Source organism: Streptomyces sp. NRRL F-5123, assembly GCF_000721495.1.
In the GTDB taxonomy this organism is placed as follows: Bacteria; Actinomycetota; Actinomycetes; order Streptomycetales; family Streptomycetaceae; genus Actinacidiphila.
In genome coordinates, this window is the sequence record NZ_JOHY01000014.1 from 16,609 (window position 1) to 33,584 (window position 16,976).

At 76.9% G+C, this 16,976-nt stretch carries 13 protein-coding genes and 1 pseudogene; 7 read left to right on the top strand and 7 right to left on the bottom strand.

Going from position 1 to position 16,976, the window contains the following annotated elements; translation table 11 throughout:
- Positions 1-46: 46 nt before the first annotated feature.
- Together IH54_RS0115695 and IH54_RS0115700 are read right to left on the bottom strand one after the other, a co-directional pair.
- Positions 47-622 carry a dihydrofolate reductase family protein gene (locus tag IH54_RS0115695; protein ID WP_031517148.1) on the bottom strand — a complete coding sequence of 192 codons (576 nt, stop codon included), beginning with the start codon at positions 620-622 and terminating at the stop codon, positions 47-49.
- A gap of 112 nt (positions 623-734) precedes the next feature.
- Positions 735-1,715: a LysR family transcriptional regulator gene (locus IH54_RS0115700; protein WP_078862257.1), complete on the bottom strand. Its 981-nt coding sequence runs from the start codon at positions 1,713-1,715 to the stop codon at positions 735-737.
- A gap of 76 nt (positions 1,716-1,791) precedes the next feature.
- On the opposite strand from IH54_RS0115700, the gene IH54_RS0115705 reads away from it, so the two are divergent.
- The 5 genes from IH54_RS0115705 to IH54_RS0115725 all read left to right on the top strand — a co-directional run bounded on the left by IH54_RS0115705 (position 1,792) and on the right by IH54_RS0115725 (position 6,493).
- Entirely contained in the window at positions 1,792-2,583 is a 792-nt protein-coding gene (locus IH54_RS0115705; RefSeq protein WP_078862240.1) for a glutamine amidotransferase-related protein, read from the top strand.
- Positions 2,584-2,657: 74 nt separating this feature from the next.
- Entirely contained in the window at positions 2,658-3,926 is a 1,269-nt protein-coding gene (locus IH54_RS0115710; RefSeq protein ID WP_052397489.1) for a VWA domain-containing protein, read from the top strand.
- On the top strand, positions 3,926-4,774 hold the full coding sequence (locus IH54_RS0115715; protein ID WP_052397490.1) for a hypothetical protein: 849 nt from the start codon (positions 3,926-3,928) through the stop codon (positions 4,772-4,774). Before IH54_RS0115710 ends, IH54_RS0115715 begins: the two co-directional genes overlap by 1 nt.
- 315 nt (positions 4,775-5,089) lie before the next feature.
- Positions 5,090-5,920 (top strand): hypothetical protein, encoded by an 831-nt coding sequence (locus tag IH54_RS0115720; protein ID WP_052397491.1) that lies wholly within the window; start codon positions 5,090-5,092, stop codon positions 5,918-5,920.
- A gap of 54 nt (positions 5,921-5,974) precedes the next feature.
- Positions 5,975-6,493 carry a pyridoxamine 5'-phosphate oxidase family protein gene (locus IH54_RS0115725; RefSeq protein WP_031517161.1) on the top strand — a complete coding sequence of 173 codons (519 nt, stop codon included), beginning with the start codon at positions 5,975-5,977 and terminating at the stop codon, positions 6,491-6,493.
- Positions 6,494-6,500: 7 nt separating this feature from the next.
- Here IH54_RS0115725 and IH54_RS47690 read toward each other — a convergent pair.
- Positions 6,501-7,004, bottom strand: a pseudogene (locus tag IH54_RS47690) (ADP-ribosylglycohydrolase family protein); the annotation flags it as partial.
- 189 nt (positions 7,005-7,193) lie between these two features.
- Between IH54_RS47690 and IH54_RS0115735 the strand changes: the two are divergent.
- On the top strand, positions 7,194-7,964 hold the full coding sequence (locus IH54_RS0115735; RefSeq protein ID WP_031517165.1) for a dienelactone hydrolase family protein: 771 nt from the start codon (positions 7,194-7,196) through the stop codon (positions 7,962-7,964).
- Between the two features lie 407 nt (positions 7,965-8,371).
- Positions 8,372-9,760: an MFS transporter gene (locus IH54_RS0115740; protein WP_063762311.1), complete on the top strand. Its 1,389-nt coding sequence runs from the start codon at positions 8,372-8,374 to the stop codon at positions 9,758-9,760.
- 10 nt (positions 9,761-9,770) lie between these two features.
- Here the strand turns inward: IH54_RS0115740 and IH54_RS0115745 are convergent, their stop codons facing one another.
- From IH54_RS0115745 to IH54_RS0115760, 4 genes are all read right to left on the bottom strand, one after another.
- Positions 9,771-10,181: a RidA family protein gene (locus IH54_RS0115745; protein ID WP_031517170.1), complete on the bottom strand. Its 411-nt coding sequence runs from the start codon at positions 10,179-10,181 to the stop codon at positions 9,771-9,773.
- A gap of 433 nt (positions 10,182-10,614) precedes the next feature.
- Complete coding sequence (locus IH54_RS0115750) at positions 10,615-11,553, bottom strand: carbohydrate kinase family protein (RefSeq protein WP_031517172.1); 939 nt, start codon at positions 11,551-11,553, stop codon at positions 10,615-10,617.
- A gap of 294 nt (positions 11,554-11,847) precedes the next feature.
- Positions 11,848-14,778 (bottom strand): NHLP bacteriocin export ABC transporter permease/ATPase subunit, encoded by a 2,931-nt coding sequence (locus IH54_RS0115755; RefSeq protein ID WP_078862242.1) that lies wholly within the window; start codon positions 14,776-14,778, stop codon positions 11,848-11,850.
- Between the two features lies 1 nt (position 14,779).
- Positions 14,780-16,906 carry an NHLP family bacteriocin export ABC transporter peptidase/permease/ATPase subunit gene (locus IH54_RS0115760; RefSeq protein ID WP_234343551.1) on the bottom strand — a complete coding sequence of 709 codons (2,127 nt, stop codon included), beginning with the start codon at positions 16,904-16,906 and terminating at the stop codon, positions 14,780-14,782.
- Positions 16,907-16,976: the final 70 nt, after the last annotated feature.

The following is a 16,976-nucleotide window of genomic DNA, read 5'->3' on the forward strand; positions in this document are numbered from 1 at the left end:
CTTGGTCAAGTCCGGCTCCCGGGGCCCGTGTCGGCTCGGAGCCGGCTCAGAGCGGGCGGTAGGTCAGCAGCGCGAGGTGGCCGCCGATCTCCCGCACACCGGCCAGCCGCAGCTCGTGCATCCCGCCCTGGTCCGGGAAGAGCCGCTCACCGCCGGCGCCGAGGAGGTACGGGTGCGTCATGAGCCGCAGTTCGTCGACCATGCCGTGCTCCAGCAGCGCCTGCGCGAGCGGACGGCTGCCGTAGACCACGATGTCGCCGTCGACCTCGTCGCGCAGCCGCTTCGCCTCCGCGACCGGATCGCCCTTCACCACGAAGGAGTTGGCCCACTCCGGGGCGTCCGCCAGGGTGGCGGACAGCACGTACTTCGGCACCTCGCGCAGCCGGTCCCCCCACGCGCCCTCGCGCGCCGACCACCGCTCGGCGAACCACTGGTAGGTCCCCCGCCCGATGAACCACGCCGCGAACTCCTGCGCCTCCTGGAACTCGACCTCGCCCCACGCCGCGAACACCTCCTGCGGCATCCGGGTGAACCACCCGCCGCTCGCGTATCCCTCCTCCCCGGACGGATCCTGCATCACGCCGTCGACCGAGACGTTCTCGTGCACGACGATTCTTCCCATGACGGGCTCCCTTGCTCCGCTGGCCGCTGGCCGATTGCCGGTCGCCGGTGTCGGCAACCGCTGGGGTAGACACCGCGGACCGCGCGAACCGGGCGGGGGAGGGCGGGCGTTTTCAGCGGGGCGGGTCCGCGTCCCGCAGGCGGCCGGAGCCTGCCCGCGTGTCGTCACCGGCCTCCGGCGGCCGGGGGACCTGCTCCTGCCCGTCCGGCGGCGAGGCCCGCAGCGCGGCCGCGAGCAGCGCCACCTGCTCCGCGGGGGACTTCGCGTGCAGGATCTCCGTGCGGTGCACCAGCCGCGGCGCGGCGACGGGGACGGCGTGCACGCCGGGTGCCCCGGAGAGCGCCGCGGCGGGCAGCACCGCGAGGCCGTGTCCCGCGGCGCACAGCGCGAGCAGCCCCCGCACGTCCGCGCCCTCGTAGCGCAGGGCCGCACGGAAGCCCTCCGTACCGCTCACCGTCCGCAGGCGGGCGAGCGGCAGCGCGGTGCCGGGCGCGTCGATCCAGCGGGCCTCGGACAGGCCGGCGAGGTCCACCCCCGCGCGGCCCGCCAGCGGGTGCCCGGCGGGCAGTGCGACGGCGAGCGGCTCCTCGGAGACGGCGAGTGCCGCCAGCGGCGCGGTGTCGGCGAGGGTGAGCGGGTCGCCGGGCGCGGCCGCCCCGTCGACGAGGCCCGCGTCGAGTCCCCCCGCGGTGACGCCGCCCACCACGGCCGCGCGGTCCAGGACCCGTACCGTCACGTCCAGCTGCGGCCGGCCGCGGCGCAGCCCGGCGAGGGCCGCGGCGAGCGGGCCGGTCACGGCGGTCGGGGCCGCCCCGACGACCACCCGGGCCGCGGGCGCCGCGGTCAGCCGGGCGATGTCGGCGCGGGCGGCGTCCAGCCGCAGCAGCAGCGGTTCCGCGTGCTCCAGCAGCCGCGCCCCGGGGGGCGTCGGCGCGACCGGCCGCCGGCCGAGCAGTACGGCCCCGAGGTCGCTCTCCAGCGCGGCGATGTGCTGCGACACCGCCGACTGCGTGTAGCCCAGCTCGCGCGCGGCCGCGGAGAAGGAGCCGAGGCGTGCGACGGCGACGAACGTGCGGAGCAGATGCGGATCCACGCCCATCAGTATCGCTGATGGAGAGGTCACACATCATCGTTGGCGCTTCACTCGGCCGCTCGGCCAGGATGTCCGCATGTCCACACCCAGGACGGCCGCAGCCGCCGCACCGCACGTCCCCGTACCCCGCGTCCCCGCCCCGCGCGTCGCCCTGGTCGGTGACCGCTCGCCCGGCGTCCGGGCTCACGTCCGCGTCCCCGGCATCCTCGACGCGCTGGCCGCCCGCGACGGCCTCGTCCTCGACGCCTACTGGATCCCCACCGCCGACGCCGAGGACGCCGCCGCCCTCGCCGCCTTCGACGCCGTCTGGCTGCTCCCCGGCAGCCCCTACCGCAGCGAGCGCGGCGCACTCACCGCCGTGCGCACGGCCCGCGAGCGGGGCATCCCCTTCCTGGGCAGCTGCGGAGGCTTCCAGTACGCGGTCCTGGAGTTCGCCCGCACCGTGTGCGGTCTGGCGGGCGCCTCCCACGCCGAGGAGCCGCCGCCCGGCGCGGAGGAGGCCGACCTCCTCGTCGTCCCGCTCGCCTGCTCCCTCGTCGGCCACGAGGGCGCGGTCGAGGTGGCCGTCGGATCGCTCGCCCGCGACGTGCTCGGCGCCGAGCGGTCGGTCGAGCGCTACCACTGCTCGTACGGCCTGGCGCGTGGCCACCTCGACACCCTGCGCGCGCACGGCCTGCGCTTCAGCGGCGTCGACGACGCCGGCGACGTCCGCATCGCCGAACTCCCCGGCCACCCCTTCTTCCTGGCCGCCCTCTTCCAGCCCGAACTGTCCGGGGACGGAACCCGCCCGCACGCCTTCATCCGGGCGCTGGCCCGCGCGGCGGCCGCCCACGCGGCGGACGGAACAGGGCAGTTGGCCGGAAGGTGAACCGGCGGTCCGTCAGGGCACCGCGCTGACCAGCCGACTTCATGATTGTCGCGGACCTTCACTACGATCCTCCGATGATCACGAGAAGACTGCTGGCCATGGGAATGGCCGGTGGCCTACTGGCCACCCTCGTCTGCGGGCTGCTGCCCGCCGGCGCCGCCGCCGACGACGGCGAACCGGCGGCACAGCCCGCACCGAAAGTCGAACTCGTCCTCGACGTCAGCGGCTCCATGCGCGCCAACGACATTGACGGGCAGAGCCGGATGTCCGCCGCGAAGCAGGCCTTCGACGACGTCCTCGACTCGACGCCGCCGAACGTCCAGCTGGGCATACGCGTCCTCGGTGCGGACTACCCCGGCAACGATCGCAAGACCGGCTGCAAGGACACCCGGCAGCTCTACCCGGTCGGACCGCTGGACCGCACCGAGGCCAAGACCGCCGTGGCGACGCTCGCCCCCACCGGCTGGACGCCGATCGGGCCCGCGCTGCTCGCCGCCGCCGACGACCTCAAGGCGGGCGGCGACGGCACCCGCCGCATGGTGCTCATCACCGACGGCGAGGACACCTGCAACGCCGACCCCTGCGACGTCGCCCGCGACATCGCCTCCCAGGGCATCCACCTGGTCATCGACACGCTCGGCCTGATCCCCGACACCAAGACCCGCAGCCAGCTCAGCTGCATCGCCGAGGCCACCGGCGGCACGTACACCACCGTCCAGCACAAGAACCAGCTGACCAGCAAGGTCAAGCAGCTCGTCAGGCGCAGCACCGACAAGGTCGTCACGCCCGTCTCCACCCAGGGCGCCGCGAGCTGCGCGGACGCGCCCCTGCTCAAGGCGGGCCTGTACTCCGACCGCGAGACCTTCTCCGAGAACCGCTGGTACCGCGTCGAGGTGCCGCCGGGCAAGGAGCTGCGGGCGTCCGCGACGATCGGCGACGACCGCACCGTCAACGCGGACTACGGCGTGCTGCTGCGCGGGGTCACCCTGCACGGCCGGGAGATCGTCCGCGACGACGAGGGCGGCACCGGCCGCACCGACGCCGTCTCCGCGGGCATCCGCTACCCCAAACCGAAGGCCGACGACGACACGCCGCCGGAGACCGTGTGCCTCCAGGTCGGCAACTCCTTCTCCGCGCCGCCCGCCGTCAAGACCACCCCGGGCCTGCCCGTCGAGCTCGCCATCGACCTGGTGCCGAGCCCCGACCAGCCCTCCGACGTCGCCTTCTTCGGCCTCGGCCGCGGCTGGTGGCTGCTCGGCCTGCTGACCCTCACCGGCGGTGTCGCCGGCCTGCTGACCGGCTGGGTCTCCCGCTGGCGGCTGAACACCGGAAGGGCCTCCTGATGCGCAACCTTCGACGACTGGCCGCCGCGCTGCTCCTCACGGCCGCCGTGGTCGCCCTGCCCGCGGGGCACGCCCTGGCCGACGACACCCCGGCTGCCACGGCGACGGCGACCGCGACCGACGGCTCGGCCGACGCGGGCGACGACGGGCCGCCCACCGAGGCCGGCACCAACTTCCGCACCGCGGTGGCCGTCAAGCAGGGCGAGCAGGCCACCGCCGGTGCGTCGGCGGGCGACTACCTGTACTGGGTGGTACCGGCCGACGCCGGGCAGCACGTCACCGTGAAGGCCACCGTGACGTTCGGCTCCGGCTCCGGGACCGCCGCCGCGCACGGCGCCTCCACCTGGCAGATCGACGTCTACGACGGCCTGCGCCGCCGCCAGGCCTGCCGCTACGGCGCGCAGACCCGTACGGCCGCGGCGGACGCCGCGAGCGTCGAGCTGGTCTGCCACCTGCGCACCGTGCGGGCCTGGGCCGAGACCTGGTCCAACGACCCGCTGCGCGGCGCGTACTACCTGCGGCTGACCGCCCTCGACGTCCCCGAGGCCGACCTCGGGCAGCCCTTCCGCGCGGCCGTCGAGGTGACCTCGGACGGCACCGCGGGCCGCGACGCGGTCGACGGCTCGGTGGCGCCGGTGGTCTCCGCGAGCGCCCCGGACGTCTCGCCCGGCGGCGGCTGGGCCGGCACGTGGTGGTCGCCGCGCTGGCTGTGGACGGCCGGCGGCGGGCTGCTCGCCGTGGCCGCCGCGCTCGGCGCGCACCGGCTGGCCCGCGGCCCGATCGGCCTACCGTACCGGGGTCGCCCGGAGCCGGCGCGCCCGCACGAGCCGCCGCCGTACACCTCCTGACGGCGGGCGGCCGCCCGGCCGCGACAGCACACCCGGGGGCGTCCCCTCCTGCACGGAGGGGGCGCCCCCGGGCGCGTACGGCCGCCGGTGACGGGTTCTCGGCGGACGGCGCCCCCGGGCCGGGGCGCCCGCGGCCGTACGGTGCGGCCCTGCCACGGAAGGACGCCACCGCGGCGGGGCGCCTCCGGGCCCGTCCGATGCGCCCGTGACGGGTCCTCGGCGGTCGGCGCCACCGCTTCGGGGCCCCCGATCCGAACGGTGCGGGGGACCTCCCGGTCCGGCCCGGCTGTCGGCGGCGGGGTGTTCACTGGGGGCATGGACAGCAGCAACCCCTTCGCCGCCGCGATCCGGCGGCTCACCGACGGCGAGCCGCCGAGGCCCGGCGAGCCCGTCGTCCTGACGGCTCCTCAGGACGCGGACCTGCGCGGCCTTGTTGCGGAGATGACCCGGCTCGCGGGCCGGCACCGCAACCTGGCCGCGGGCGGACTCGTCGACCCGACGCTGACCGAGCGCACCGGCCTCCCGCTGACCGAGGCCTTCGCCGCGGGCGAGCTGCTGGAACTGCGCGGCTGGCCGTTGCGCGACCGCTGGCTGGGCTGCGGCCTGGCCGCCACCGCGCGGGGCCCGCGCACCGTCGCCGTCGCCGCCCACCGCGCGGACCCGGCCGTCGCCGGCTTCCCGCCGGGCACGACGTGGGCCGGCAAACTGCGCGCCGTCACCGGCTGGGAGCCGATACCCGGCCCGCGGGTGCAATGGCCCGCGATCGAGGCCGCCCTCGGCGCCCGCCTGCCCGCCGACTACAAGGAGATCGCCGACGTCTTCGGCGAGGGCAGCTTCGACGACTACGTGGACCTCGTCGTGCCCGCCCCCGACCTCACGCCGTGGACACCCTCCGACCTCGCAGGACCGGCGTCGGACGGCCTGCTGACCTGGGCGTCGTCCGAGCAGGGCCTCGCCTTCTGCTGGCGGGCGACGACCGGCGACCCCGACGCGTGGCCGGTCGTCGCCCGCGCGGAGGGCCGTGAGGACGAGCAGCACGCCTGCGGCGCGGGCGAGTTCCTGCTTCGGGTGCTCACCGACGTGCGCCTCGGCCGCCCGGTGAGCCGCGCCCGGGACCACCACTTCACGAGCTTCGGTACGGAGTAGGCCGTCCGGCCGGCGCTCCCCGCCGCACGGGACGCCGGTGGGTACAGTGAGCCGATGCGTGAAACCCCCGAGGAAACCGCCGCGCTCCAGGCCCTGCTCGACGCCTCGCTGTCGGAATCCACCTCCCACCTGCGCTCCGTCTTCACCGGCCGCACCATGACCGCCGAGCAGCTCACCGCCGTACTGACCGGCATGTGCACGCTCGCGCTGTCCACCGTCACGGCCAAGGGCGAGCCGCGGATCAGCGGCGCGGACGGCCACTTCCTGCACGGCCGCTGGTATTTCGGCACCGCCCGCACCGCCGCCAAGGCCCGCCACCTCGCCGCGCGCCCGGCCGCCAGCGCCGCCCACATGCGCGGCGAGGACCTGGGCGTCTTCACCCACGGCGACGCCGTCCCCCTCAACCCCCCGAATGCCGCCGCCGCCCCCGAATGGCCCGACCTGCTCGCCTACCTCAAGGACTTCTACGGCGCCGACGCCTTCGACTGGGACCGCGACGTCATCTACTACCGTCTCGACCCCCACTGGATGACCGTCTACGCCCCCGACCCCGCCAAGCTCACCGCCCCCTGACGCCACGTCACCCCCTGCCCGCGAGCCGCCGGGCCGGCGTGGCGAGGTCACCCGCGCCCAGCACCCGCCCCGCGAAGCCCGGCAACGGCACGTGCAGCCCCCGCGTCCACCGCTCCGGTACCGCCCCCGCGCCGTACCACGCCCCGGCCAGCCCACCGGTGACCGCCGCGACGGTGTCGGTGTCGCCCCCGAGATCGACCGCGGCCCGCACCGCTTCCTCGTAGCCACCCGTGGTCCGCACGGCCCGGACCGCCGAGCCGAGGCACGGCCACACGGCCCCGTTGAACTCCGTCGCCTGCTCCGGACTCCAACCGGGCACGAGCACCGCCGCGTACCGCTCGCGACGGGCGGTGGCGTCCGGCGCAGGCTGGGGGATACGACGAGTGACGTATGGCCGTGGCATGTGCGCTGGCGCATGCTTGCCCCACCCCCGAGGTGCCCCGCCGCTGCTCCCCATTGCGGCGGGGCACCGCCGTGCCCGTGCGGGTCCTTGCGCGCCAGGAGCAGAAAAAAGGGGGAGCGGCCGGGAACGGGGGCGGTGTAGTTTTCTGCTCGGCCGTTGCATCGCCCGGAGGAGGTGAGACCCGTGAACGCAGTACGCACATGGGTGCTCCCGTCCTGCCGCACGGCTGCGGGCGACTGAGTACACGTCCCCCCGGGAGCGCCCTCACACCACGGCACTCCCGAAAGGCAACACCTCATGCATTCTGTACAGTTCACCGCCGAGACGACCCCGGCGGACGGTCTGCGCGAACGCGACTTCACCGTCGCCGGAGTCCCCGGCGTGCTCTGGTCGCCCGCCGGCGCCACCGGCCGCGAACCCCTGGTCCTCATGGGCCACGGCGGCGGCACCCACAAGAAGTGGCCGGGAATGACCGGCCGCGCCGAGCGCCTCGTCCGCGCCGGGGGCTTCCACGTCGCCGTCATCGACGCCCCCGGGCACAACGGCCGTCCGCTCAGCGCAGACGACGAGCGGGAGGTCGCCGCGCTGCAACAGGCCATGGCGGCGGGCGAGCCCGTCGGCCCGATCGTCGTACGGCACAACGCCCGCATCGCCGAGCGCGCCGTGCCGGAGTGGCGGGCCACGCTGGACGCCCTCCAGCAGCTCCCGGAGATCGGCCCGGACGGGCCCGTCGGCTACTTCGGCCTCAACATGGGCACCGCGATCGGCATCCCGCTGATCGCGGCCGAGCCGCGGATCACCGCCGCAGTGCTCGGCATGTTCTGGCCCGACACGGTCGCCGGCCCGGCCGCGCGGATCACCGTCCCGGTGCAGTACGCGCTCCAGTGGGACGACGAGCACATCCCGCGCGCCGCCGGCCTCGCGCTCTTCGACGCCTTCGGCTCGCAGGAGAAGACGCTGCACGCCAACGCGGGCCGCCACAAGGAGGTTCCGCGCTTCGAGGCGGACAGCGCGGTCGCCTTCTTCACCCGCCACCTGCGCCACCCCGCGCCCGTCCCGGCGTCCTGACCGGCCCGGTGCCCGGCCCCCACGCGGGCCGGGCGCCGACCCGGGGCCACGTGCCCGCGGGGATGCGGTGCGCACACCGCCGGGAACGTCCGCGCGGAGTCCGCCGGGCGCGTCCCGCTGCGAGGCGGCACACGCCGTGCCCCCCGCACCCCGCGGGGGACGCCCGCGGGAGGGGCGGGCAGGGCCCCCGCCGCTGTCGGGCCCGTCCCGGCACCGGGCATCGCACGCCCCCCGCGGATTCCGCCGTCGCCCCACCCGGCGGCCCCGCCTGCTGCTACCGTGCGGGGCATGTTCCTCCACCGTGTGTAGGCCGAGCCGGCCGCCCCGCGACACCGCGGGCGGCGGCCCTCTCGCGCCCACCCACCGGCACGCCGGCCCGTCCGGCGCCGCGACGTCGAGGAACACCCATGTCTTCGCCACCCGTACGGCCGTCGTACTCCGCCGTCCTCCGCAGGCCCCACGTCCTGCGGACCTTCGGCCCTGCGCTGCTGGGCCGCCTCTCCTACGGAACGGTCTTCGTCCCGCTGGCCGTCGCGCTCACCCGCACGACCGGCTCCTACGCCTGGGCGGGCGCCGCCGTCGCCTGCTTCGGGCTCGGCACCTCCGCGCTTGCGCCGCTGCGCGCCCGCCTCATCGACCGGCGGGGCCCGCGCCGCGTCCTGCCGGTCCTGGCCGTGGCGTACGGGGCGGTGCTGCTGGCGCTGACCGCCGCGACCTGGTCGCCCGGCACGCCGCGCCCGCTGCTCGCGGCCCTCACCCTCGCGGCGGGCGTGTGCTCGCCGCCGCTCGGGCCGGTGATGCGCACGCTGTGGAGCGACCTCGTGCCCGACCCCGAACTGCGCCGGCGGGCCTTCTCGCTGGACGCGGTCGCCGAGGAAGTGCTGTACGTCGCCGGCCCGCTGCTGGCCGGCGTGGTCATCGCGGCCGGCAATCCTGCCGCCGGGGTGGGCGCCAGCGCCGTGCTGGTCGTCGCGGGCACGCTGGCGATGTGCGCGTCGCCCGCGATGCGCGACGCCGCGGCGACGCCCCACCGCCCGGCCGCGGAAGCGGCCCCGCCGCGACCGGGCCGCCCGGCCTGGCTCGTGCCCGCAGTCGTGGCGGGAGCCCTCGGGGTGTCCCTGGGCGCGCAGGAACTGCTGGTCGTCGCGTTCGCCCGCGGGCGGGACGACCTCGTGGCGGTGGCCTGGATCCAGGCCGCGGTCTCGGCGGGCAGCGTGCTCGGCGGCACCGCGTACGGCGCCCGCAGCTGGCGCATGCCTGCGCGCCGCCGCCTGGCGCTGCTGGCGGCCGCCCTCCCGGTGCCGCTCGCCCTCGCAGGGCTGGCGAACGGCGTGTACGTGCTCGCTGCGGTGCTCGGCTGCACGGGCGCCTTCGTCGCCCCGGCCCTGTCGACCGCCTACCTGCTCGCGGACGAGGAGGCCGCGGAAGGGGCCCGCACCAGGGCCGGCACCTGGGTCAACAGCGCGTTCAACGCCGGCCACACCGCCGGTACCGCCGCCACCGGACTGGCCCTCGGCGCCCTCCCGCTGTGGCTGTGCTTCGTGGCGGCGGCTGTCCCGACGCTGCTGTCGGCGGCCCCGGCCGCGGGCCTGCCCGGCCGCCGGGCCGGACTCCCGGCCGCCGTGCAGGGCCTCCGCGCGCGGGCGGCTGCCCGGCGCCGCGAGGGGTGGCCGACAGGCCCGCCGCCCACCGTTCCGACCGCCGGACCGCCGGTCTTCCCCTGCCCGGTGTGCCGCGGGCCACTGCCCACGGGCGGCGCCGCGTGCGCCGCGTGCGCGGCTTCCGGCGGGGGATGACCGGCGGGCGTCAGCCGGGCAGGGCCGCGGTGAGGTCGACCTCGGCGAGCTGGCCGGCGAAGCCGAGCCGGGTGACGCCCAGCAGGGTGCTCGCCGAGGTGAACGCCGGGGCGAGCGCGGAGGAGGTGAGGCGCTGCCAGACGGCGCCGAGGTCGTCCCGGTCGTCGCTGCGGACGTAGACCACGGAGCGGATCACGTCCTGCGGCCCGGCGTCCACCGCCGCCAACGCGATCAGGGCGTTCTCGACGATCCGGTCGACCTGGGCCTCCAGCGAGCCGGGCCCGACGAGGTTGCCGTCCGCGTCCAGCGGGCACTGGCCGGCCAGGTGGGCGGTGCGCCCGGCCTCCACGACGGTGACGTGGTGGTAGCCGGGCGTGGGGTGCAGCCGCGCGGGGTTGATGCGGGTGATCCTCTGCGTCATGCCGCGAGTCTGGCCCCCGGCCCGGCCCGGCCGCATCCGCGTTTGTCGGCTGGGCGTTGTCCACGCGGTCTACGTGCCGGTGCGGCGGTGGCGGGTGGTCCGCCTGCATCGGCGTTTGCGGGGGCGCGCCGTCAAGGGCGCGGGTCCTGTGACGGCGCGGCCCGGTGGTACGCGCATGCCCGGCGGGGCGCTGTCGCGTGCCGGTGCCGTGGCGGCGGTCGGTCCGCGCGCGCGTTTGCGTGCGCGCGCCGCGAGGGTGCGGGTCCTGTGACGGCGCGGTCCGCCGGTATCCGCGTGTACGGCGGGGCGTTGTTTGCGTGCCGGTGCGGTGGCGGACGGTCCGTCCGCATCTGCGATTACCAGGCCGCGCCGCCGGGGTGCGGGTGGTGTGGCGGCGCGGCCCGCCCGCATCCGCACGCACGGCGGCGTGCCGTCAGCGCGCCGGCGGCGCGAGCGCCGCGGACAGCTCCGCCGCGTCCGGCGGCCGGGCCCCCGCACGGGAGACGGTCAGGGCCGCCGCGGCCCCGGCCCGGTGCAGGACGCGGGCGAGCACGGCGCCGTCGAGAGCGGCGGGCAGCCGGGGGCGGGCGGCGGCGCCGGTGAGGCCCAGCGAGTGGAGGGTGTCGAGGGCCGCGGACGTGAAGGCGTCACCGGCCCCCACGGTGTCGACGACCTCGACGGGGACGGGCGCTCCGGCCACCCGGCCCGCCGCCGTGAAGGCGTGCGCGCCCTGCGCGCCGAGGGTCACGAAGACCGCTGCGGGCCCGAGCCGCAGCCAGCGCGCGGCGACCTCGCCCGGCTGCTCGCCCGGATAGAGCCAGGTCAGGTCCTCGTCGCTGGCCTTGACGACGTCGCTGAGCGCCACGCACCGCTCGGCCGCGGCGGCGGCCGCCGCCCGCTCTCCCATCAGCGCGGGGCGCACGTTGGGGTCGTAGCTCACGGTCGCCGCCGTCCGCAGCCGCGCGGTCACCTCCTGCGCCGCCGCCGCGCCCGGCGCCACCACCGCGCCGATCGACCCCAGGTGCACGTGCCGTACGCCGTCCGCGGGGAGGTCCACCGGTCGCAGCGTCCAGCCGATCGCGAAGTCGTACGTCGCCGCGCCGCGCGCGTCGAGCGTGACGACGGCGGTGGGCGTGGCCTGCCCCGGCTGCCCGTCCGTCAGCACCCGTACCCCGGCGCCCTCCACATGCTCCCTGACGAGTTTCCCGGCCGGATCCTCCCCGAGCTGGGTGAGCAGGGCCGCGCTCCGCCCGAGCCGGGCCAGCCCGTAGGCGACGTTGGCGGAACTGCCGCCGGGGTGCGTCACGTCGGGGGCGCCGGGCGTGCGGACGACGTCGGCGACGCTCTCGCCGACGGCCAGGAAGTCGGTCATCCGCTCATCTTCCCCCACCCCGCGCGACCCTCGGCCGTACGGTGCGCCCGTGGCTTCCCGCAAGCCCGTCCGCGTCCGGCCCCGCGGCCCGCGGCCGCCCCCGCGCGGCCGCGTTCGCGGGGTCTGGCGGCGGACGAGCGCGTGGAAGGGGTCTGCGGTGGCGTTCGGCAGTCGGGGAGGGCGGGTTCCGCCGGACGCGTCGGCGGCCCGGCGGCCCTGCCGTGCGGCCTGTGACGGCGGCGCAGATGCGGTCCCGCGGCCCGTGGCCCCCCCGCGCGGCCGCGGTCGCCGTCCTCACAACGTTTGGCGGCGGACGAGCGCGTGGAAGGGGCCGCCGGTGTCGGCCAGCAGCTCCGCGGGCGGGCCCTGCTGGACGATGCGGCCCGCGTCCATCACCACGACCCGGTCGGCGTCCAGCACGGTGGACAGGCGGTGCGCGACGACCACCCGGGTGGCGCGCAGGGCGCGCGTGCTCGCGATCACGGCGCGCTGCGTGGCGTTGTCCAGCGCGCTGGTCGCCTCGTCGAGGAAGAGGATCCGCGGGCGGCGGATGAGCGCCTGCGCGAGCATCAGGCGCTGCCGCTGGCCGCCGGACACGGCGCCCCCGCCGTCCGGCAGGACGGTGTGCATACCCATCGGCATCGCCTTGATGTCCGCCGCGAGCCCCGCCATGGCCGCGGCCTGCCACGCCTCGTCCACGGTGTGCTCGCCCGCCCCGCGGATGCAGTCGAAGACCGAGCCGCTGAAGGGCTGCGCGTGCTGGAGCACCACCCCGCACTGGCGGCGCACCGCCGCGCGGTCGAGCGCGGCGAGGTCCTGCCCGTCGTAGCGGACGCTGCCGGTGAGCGGCGCGTCGAAGCCGATCAGCAGCCGCAGCAGCGTGGACTTGCCGCACCCGCTGGGCCCGACGATCGCCACGAACTCGCCGGGCGCGACCCGCAGCGAGACGTCGTCCAGGACGAGCGGCCCCTCGCCGGGGTAGCGGTACGACACCGCGGCGGCCTCGACGTCCCCGGTCAGCTCGCCGGGCCGGGTGCTGCCCGCGGGCACGTCGGGGGCCGCGTCCAGCACCGGCCGCAACTGCTCCACCATCGGCAGCACCGCGACCGCCGACAGCAGCGCGCCGGTGAGCTGGCCCACCGAGGAGAGCATCATCGTGGCGGCCGAGTTGAAGGTCAGGAAGGCGGCGGGGGACAGGCTGCCGCGGGCCGGGCCCGCGAGCAGGGCGAAGACCGCGAGCGTGCACAGCGGCAGGTAGACGGCGTTGACGACGGTGGCGGCGTTGCCCACCCGGCCCGCCCTGCGCTGGAGTTCGCGGCTGCGGGCGAAGTCCGCGGCCCACGCGGCGTACGCGAAGCTCTCGGCCGCCGCGACCCGCAGCTTCGGCAAGCCGCGCAGGGTCTGGAAGGCCTGGTTGTTCAGCCGGTTGGTGAGTTCCACCAGCTGCCGCTGCCAGCGCAGTTGGGCCGTCCCCGCGGCCACCAGCACGGCCAGTACAGCGGCCAGCATGCCGAGCGCGGCGAGCGCCAGCGGCACGCTGTACCAGAGCAGCAGCGCCAGGTTGACCGCCGCGACCGTACCGGACTGCACGGCCGCCGCGGTCGTCCCGGACAGCACCCGGCGGATCGAGCTGACACCCATCGCCGCGCTCGCCAGCTCGCCGGTGGAGCGGCGGGCGAAGAAGCCGGCCGGAAGCCGCAGCAGCCGGTCCCAGACGGCCGGTTGCAGGGCCGCCTCGATCCGGCCCTCCAGCCGCAGCACCGCGACGTTCTGCACCAGCATGAAGGCCGCGGACACCACGGTCGCCGCGATCACCGCGAGCGCGGCCTGCACGATGAGCCCGTTCTCGCCGCGCGGCACGTACGAGCCGAGGACGCGCCCGGTGGCCAGCGGCACCAGCGCGCCGAGCCCCACCGCGACCAGGCTCCCGGCCAGCAGCCGGCCGAGGTCGGCGGCGGTCCCGCGCAGCCCGAAGCGCAGCAGCCGCCGCGTGGACACCGCCGACTCGGGGAGCGGGCGGTAGAACATCACCGCCCGGTCAGCCCAGCCCGCCGCGCTCCCCGCGCGGACCCGGACCGTCCGCCCGGCCACCGGGTCAACGGCGACGTAACCACCGCGCCGCCACAGCAGCGCGACCGGCGTGCCGCTGGTGGTGCGGCCCACGAGCGGCCCGGCGTCCGTGCGCCACCAGCGCGCGCCCAGCGCGACCTCCCGGGTGCGGAAGCCGGACGCCACCGCGATCCGGTCCAGCGGTCCGAGCCGGGCCTCGGCCACTCCGGCGGCGGGCTCCGCGACCTCGACCCCCGCCGCCGCGCCGACCAGCCGGCTCACGGCGAGCAGCGCGTCCCCCGCGCCCCCGTCCGGGGCGCCGGCCGCACCCTCGACGGCCGCCAGCAGCAGCCGGTCGGCCTCGGCCCCCGCGGCCGCGCCGGCCCGCGACCCGGCCGCCGCGCGCTCCTCGTGCGCGTGCTCCAGCTGCGCGATCCAGCGGCCCAGCGCGACCAGCAGCCGCGACTGCTGGCGCACCATGCGCTCCCACAGCGCGCCGCCGACCAGCAGCTGCCCGGCGGCGTCCGGGCCGAAGTCGTCGCCGTAGCGGACGCTGCCGGGCTCCACCGGCATCCACTGGACGTCGTCCTCGGGCGCGGCCGCCGCGGGGTCGGCGGGGGGCCGCCCGTCCACCCGGGCCTCGAACACCAGCCGCAGTCCGCGCCCCACGCCCAGCGCGAAGGCCTCCTCCAACGGGCCGTGCGCGGCCTCCTGGTACGGGTCCGGCTGCGCGAACAGCTCCCGCAGCCAGATGCGTTGCAGCCCGCACCCCGGCAACGGGCGCCCCACCAGCGTGTGGTGGGGACCCTGCGGCGGGCCGAGCAGCGCGGTGCCGGGTTCGAGCCGCCCCAGGAAATGCCACCGCCCGCCGCCGTCGCCGTCGACCGCGAAGAGGTCCATGGCCCCGGCGGTCACCAGCCACAGCGCCTCCGGCCCGGCGAGCCCGATGCTGCTCGTCCCGCCGCAGTCCACCGCCTCGCCGAGCCCGCCCAGGGCCCGCACGACCGGGTCCGGGTGCCCGGCGGCAGCCCCGAAGGGCCCCTGCCCGTACGCGAGCTGACCGGGGAAGGGCCCGGTCCGGCCGTCCGGCACCCCCGGGTCCGCCGCGTGCGGCCCGTACCCCGCCGGCCCGCCCCCGGGCGCCGGGGGGAAGGGGCCCGCCGTGTGCTGGGCCATGTCAGCGCTCCCGGACCAGCGCGGCGTACGGCCCGCCCGCCGCCGCCAGGCCCTCGTGGCGGCCGCGCTCGACGATCCGGCCCTGCTCCAGCACCACGATCTCGTCGCTGTCCCGCACGGTGCTGAGCCGGTGCGCGACCACCACCCGGGCGCAGCCGCGCCGCCGCAGGTTGTCGATGACCTGGCGCTCCGTCTCGGCGTCCAGCGCGCTGGTGACCTCGTCCAGCACCAGCACCGCGGGGTCGCGGACCAGGGCGCGGGCGAGTTCCAGGCGCTGCCGCTGACCGCCGGAGAAGTTGCGGCCGTCCTGCTCCACCCGGCCGTGGATGCCGCCGGGGCGCCGGGTGACGACGTCCAGCAGCGCGGCGTCGGAGAGCGCGGCGCGTACCGCCTCGTCGGGGATCGACGGATCCCACAGCGCCACGTTGTCGCGCACGGTGCCCTCGAAGAGGAAGACGTCCTGGTCGACGAAGGCCACCGACGCCGCGAGCACCGCGCGCGGCAGGTCGGCGAGCCGCCGCCCGTCGACCCGCACCTCACCGGACGACGGCTCGTACAGGCCCGCGACCAGCCGGGCGACCGTGGACTTGCCGCTGCCCGAGCCGCCGACCAGCGCCACCTGGCGGCCCGGGCCGACCGCCAGCGAGAAGCCGGTGAGCAGCGGCGGGTCGAGCGGGCTGTAGCCGAACGTGACGCCGTCCAGGGCGACATGGCCGGTGAGCCGTCGCGTGTCCGCCGGGCGGGCGGCGGCGCGGGCGGGGGAGTGGACCGGGTCGACCGGGAAGTTCTCCACGTCCTTGAGCCGCGCCACGTCCGCCGCGAGGTCCTGCGCCCGTCCGGCGACCGCGCTGAGCCGGGTGACGGGCGCGGTGAACCCGGTCACCAGTGCCTGGAAGGCCACCAGCAGGCCGACCGAGATCCCGCCCTCGACCGCCCGCCGGCCGCCGACCAGCAGGATGAGCGCGCTGTTGAGCGCCGCCAGCGTGGGCGCGACGACGGCGAGCACCGCGCCGGGCACGCCGAGCCGCTGGCGCCCCTCCAGCGTTGCGGCGTGCTGGCCCGCCCAGCGCCGGAAGTAGCCGTCCTCGCCGCCGGTGGCCTTCATCGTCTCGATCAACTGGAGCCCGCTGTAGGCGGTGTTGGTCAACCGGGCGGTGTCGGCACGCAGTTTGCGGGTGCCGGTGGCGCGCATCCGCACCACCGTCCGCATCGCCGCCACGTTCGCCAGCGCCACCAGCACACCGAGGGCGGTCAGTTGCGGGTCGTACGTCCACAGCAGCGCCGCGTAGAGCAGCACCACCACCGCGTCCACCCCGGCCGCGGCGAGGTCGCGGGCCAGTGTCTCGGCGACGGTGTCGTGCGACTGGAGGCGCTGCACGAGGTCGGCAGGGCTGCGCTGGGCGAAGAAGCGCACCGGGAGCCGCAGCAGGTGCCGCATGAAGCGCGCGCTGCCGAGCGTCGCGGACGCGATCCGCCCGCGCAGCAGGTTCGCCTGCTGCACCCATGTCAGCAGCGCCGTCAGCCCCACCAGGGTGCCCATGGCGGCGAAGAGCGTGCCCAGCAGCGAGGTCTGCCCGCCGAGCAGGAAGGTGTCGATGTACGTACGGCTCAGCGCGGGCGCGGCCGCCCCCGTCAGCACCAGCAGGAATCCGGCGAGCACCGCGGCCGCCGTCGTCGCCGAGGCACCGCGCAGCCGCGCCGGGAGCCCGCGGACGAAGCCCGGCGGGCGACCGGTGCGGGTGAAACCGTCGCCGGGCTCGAAGGTCAGCACCACCCCGGTGAAGGCGGCGTCGAACTCCTCGGCGGAGACGAAGCGGCGCCCGCGCGCCGGGTCGTTGAGGTGCACCCCGCGCCGCCCGAGGCGCCGCCCCGCGCCCTCGTAGACGACGTAGTGGTTGAACTCCCAGAAGAGCACGGCCGGCGGGCGGGTCCTGGCCAGCGCGGCGGGCTCCATCTGCATGCCCCTCGCGGTGAGTCCGTGGCCGCGGGCGGCCTTGAGCAGGTTGCTCGCCCGCGAGCCGTCCCGGGACACCCCGCAGGCCACCCGCAGCTCCTCCAGCGGCACGTGCCGCCCGTGGTGGGCCAGAACCGTCGCCAGCGCGGCGGCCCCGCACTCGACGGCCTCCATCTGGAGCACCACCGGGGTGCGCACCCGTCGCCCGGCGCGCCCGCTGTGCCGGTCCCGGCTGCCCCGCGCG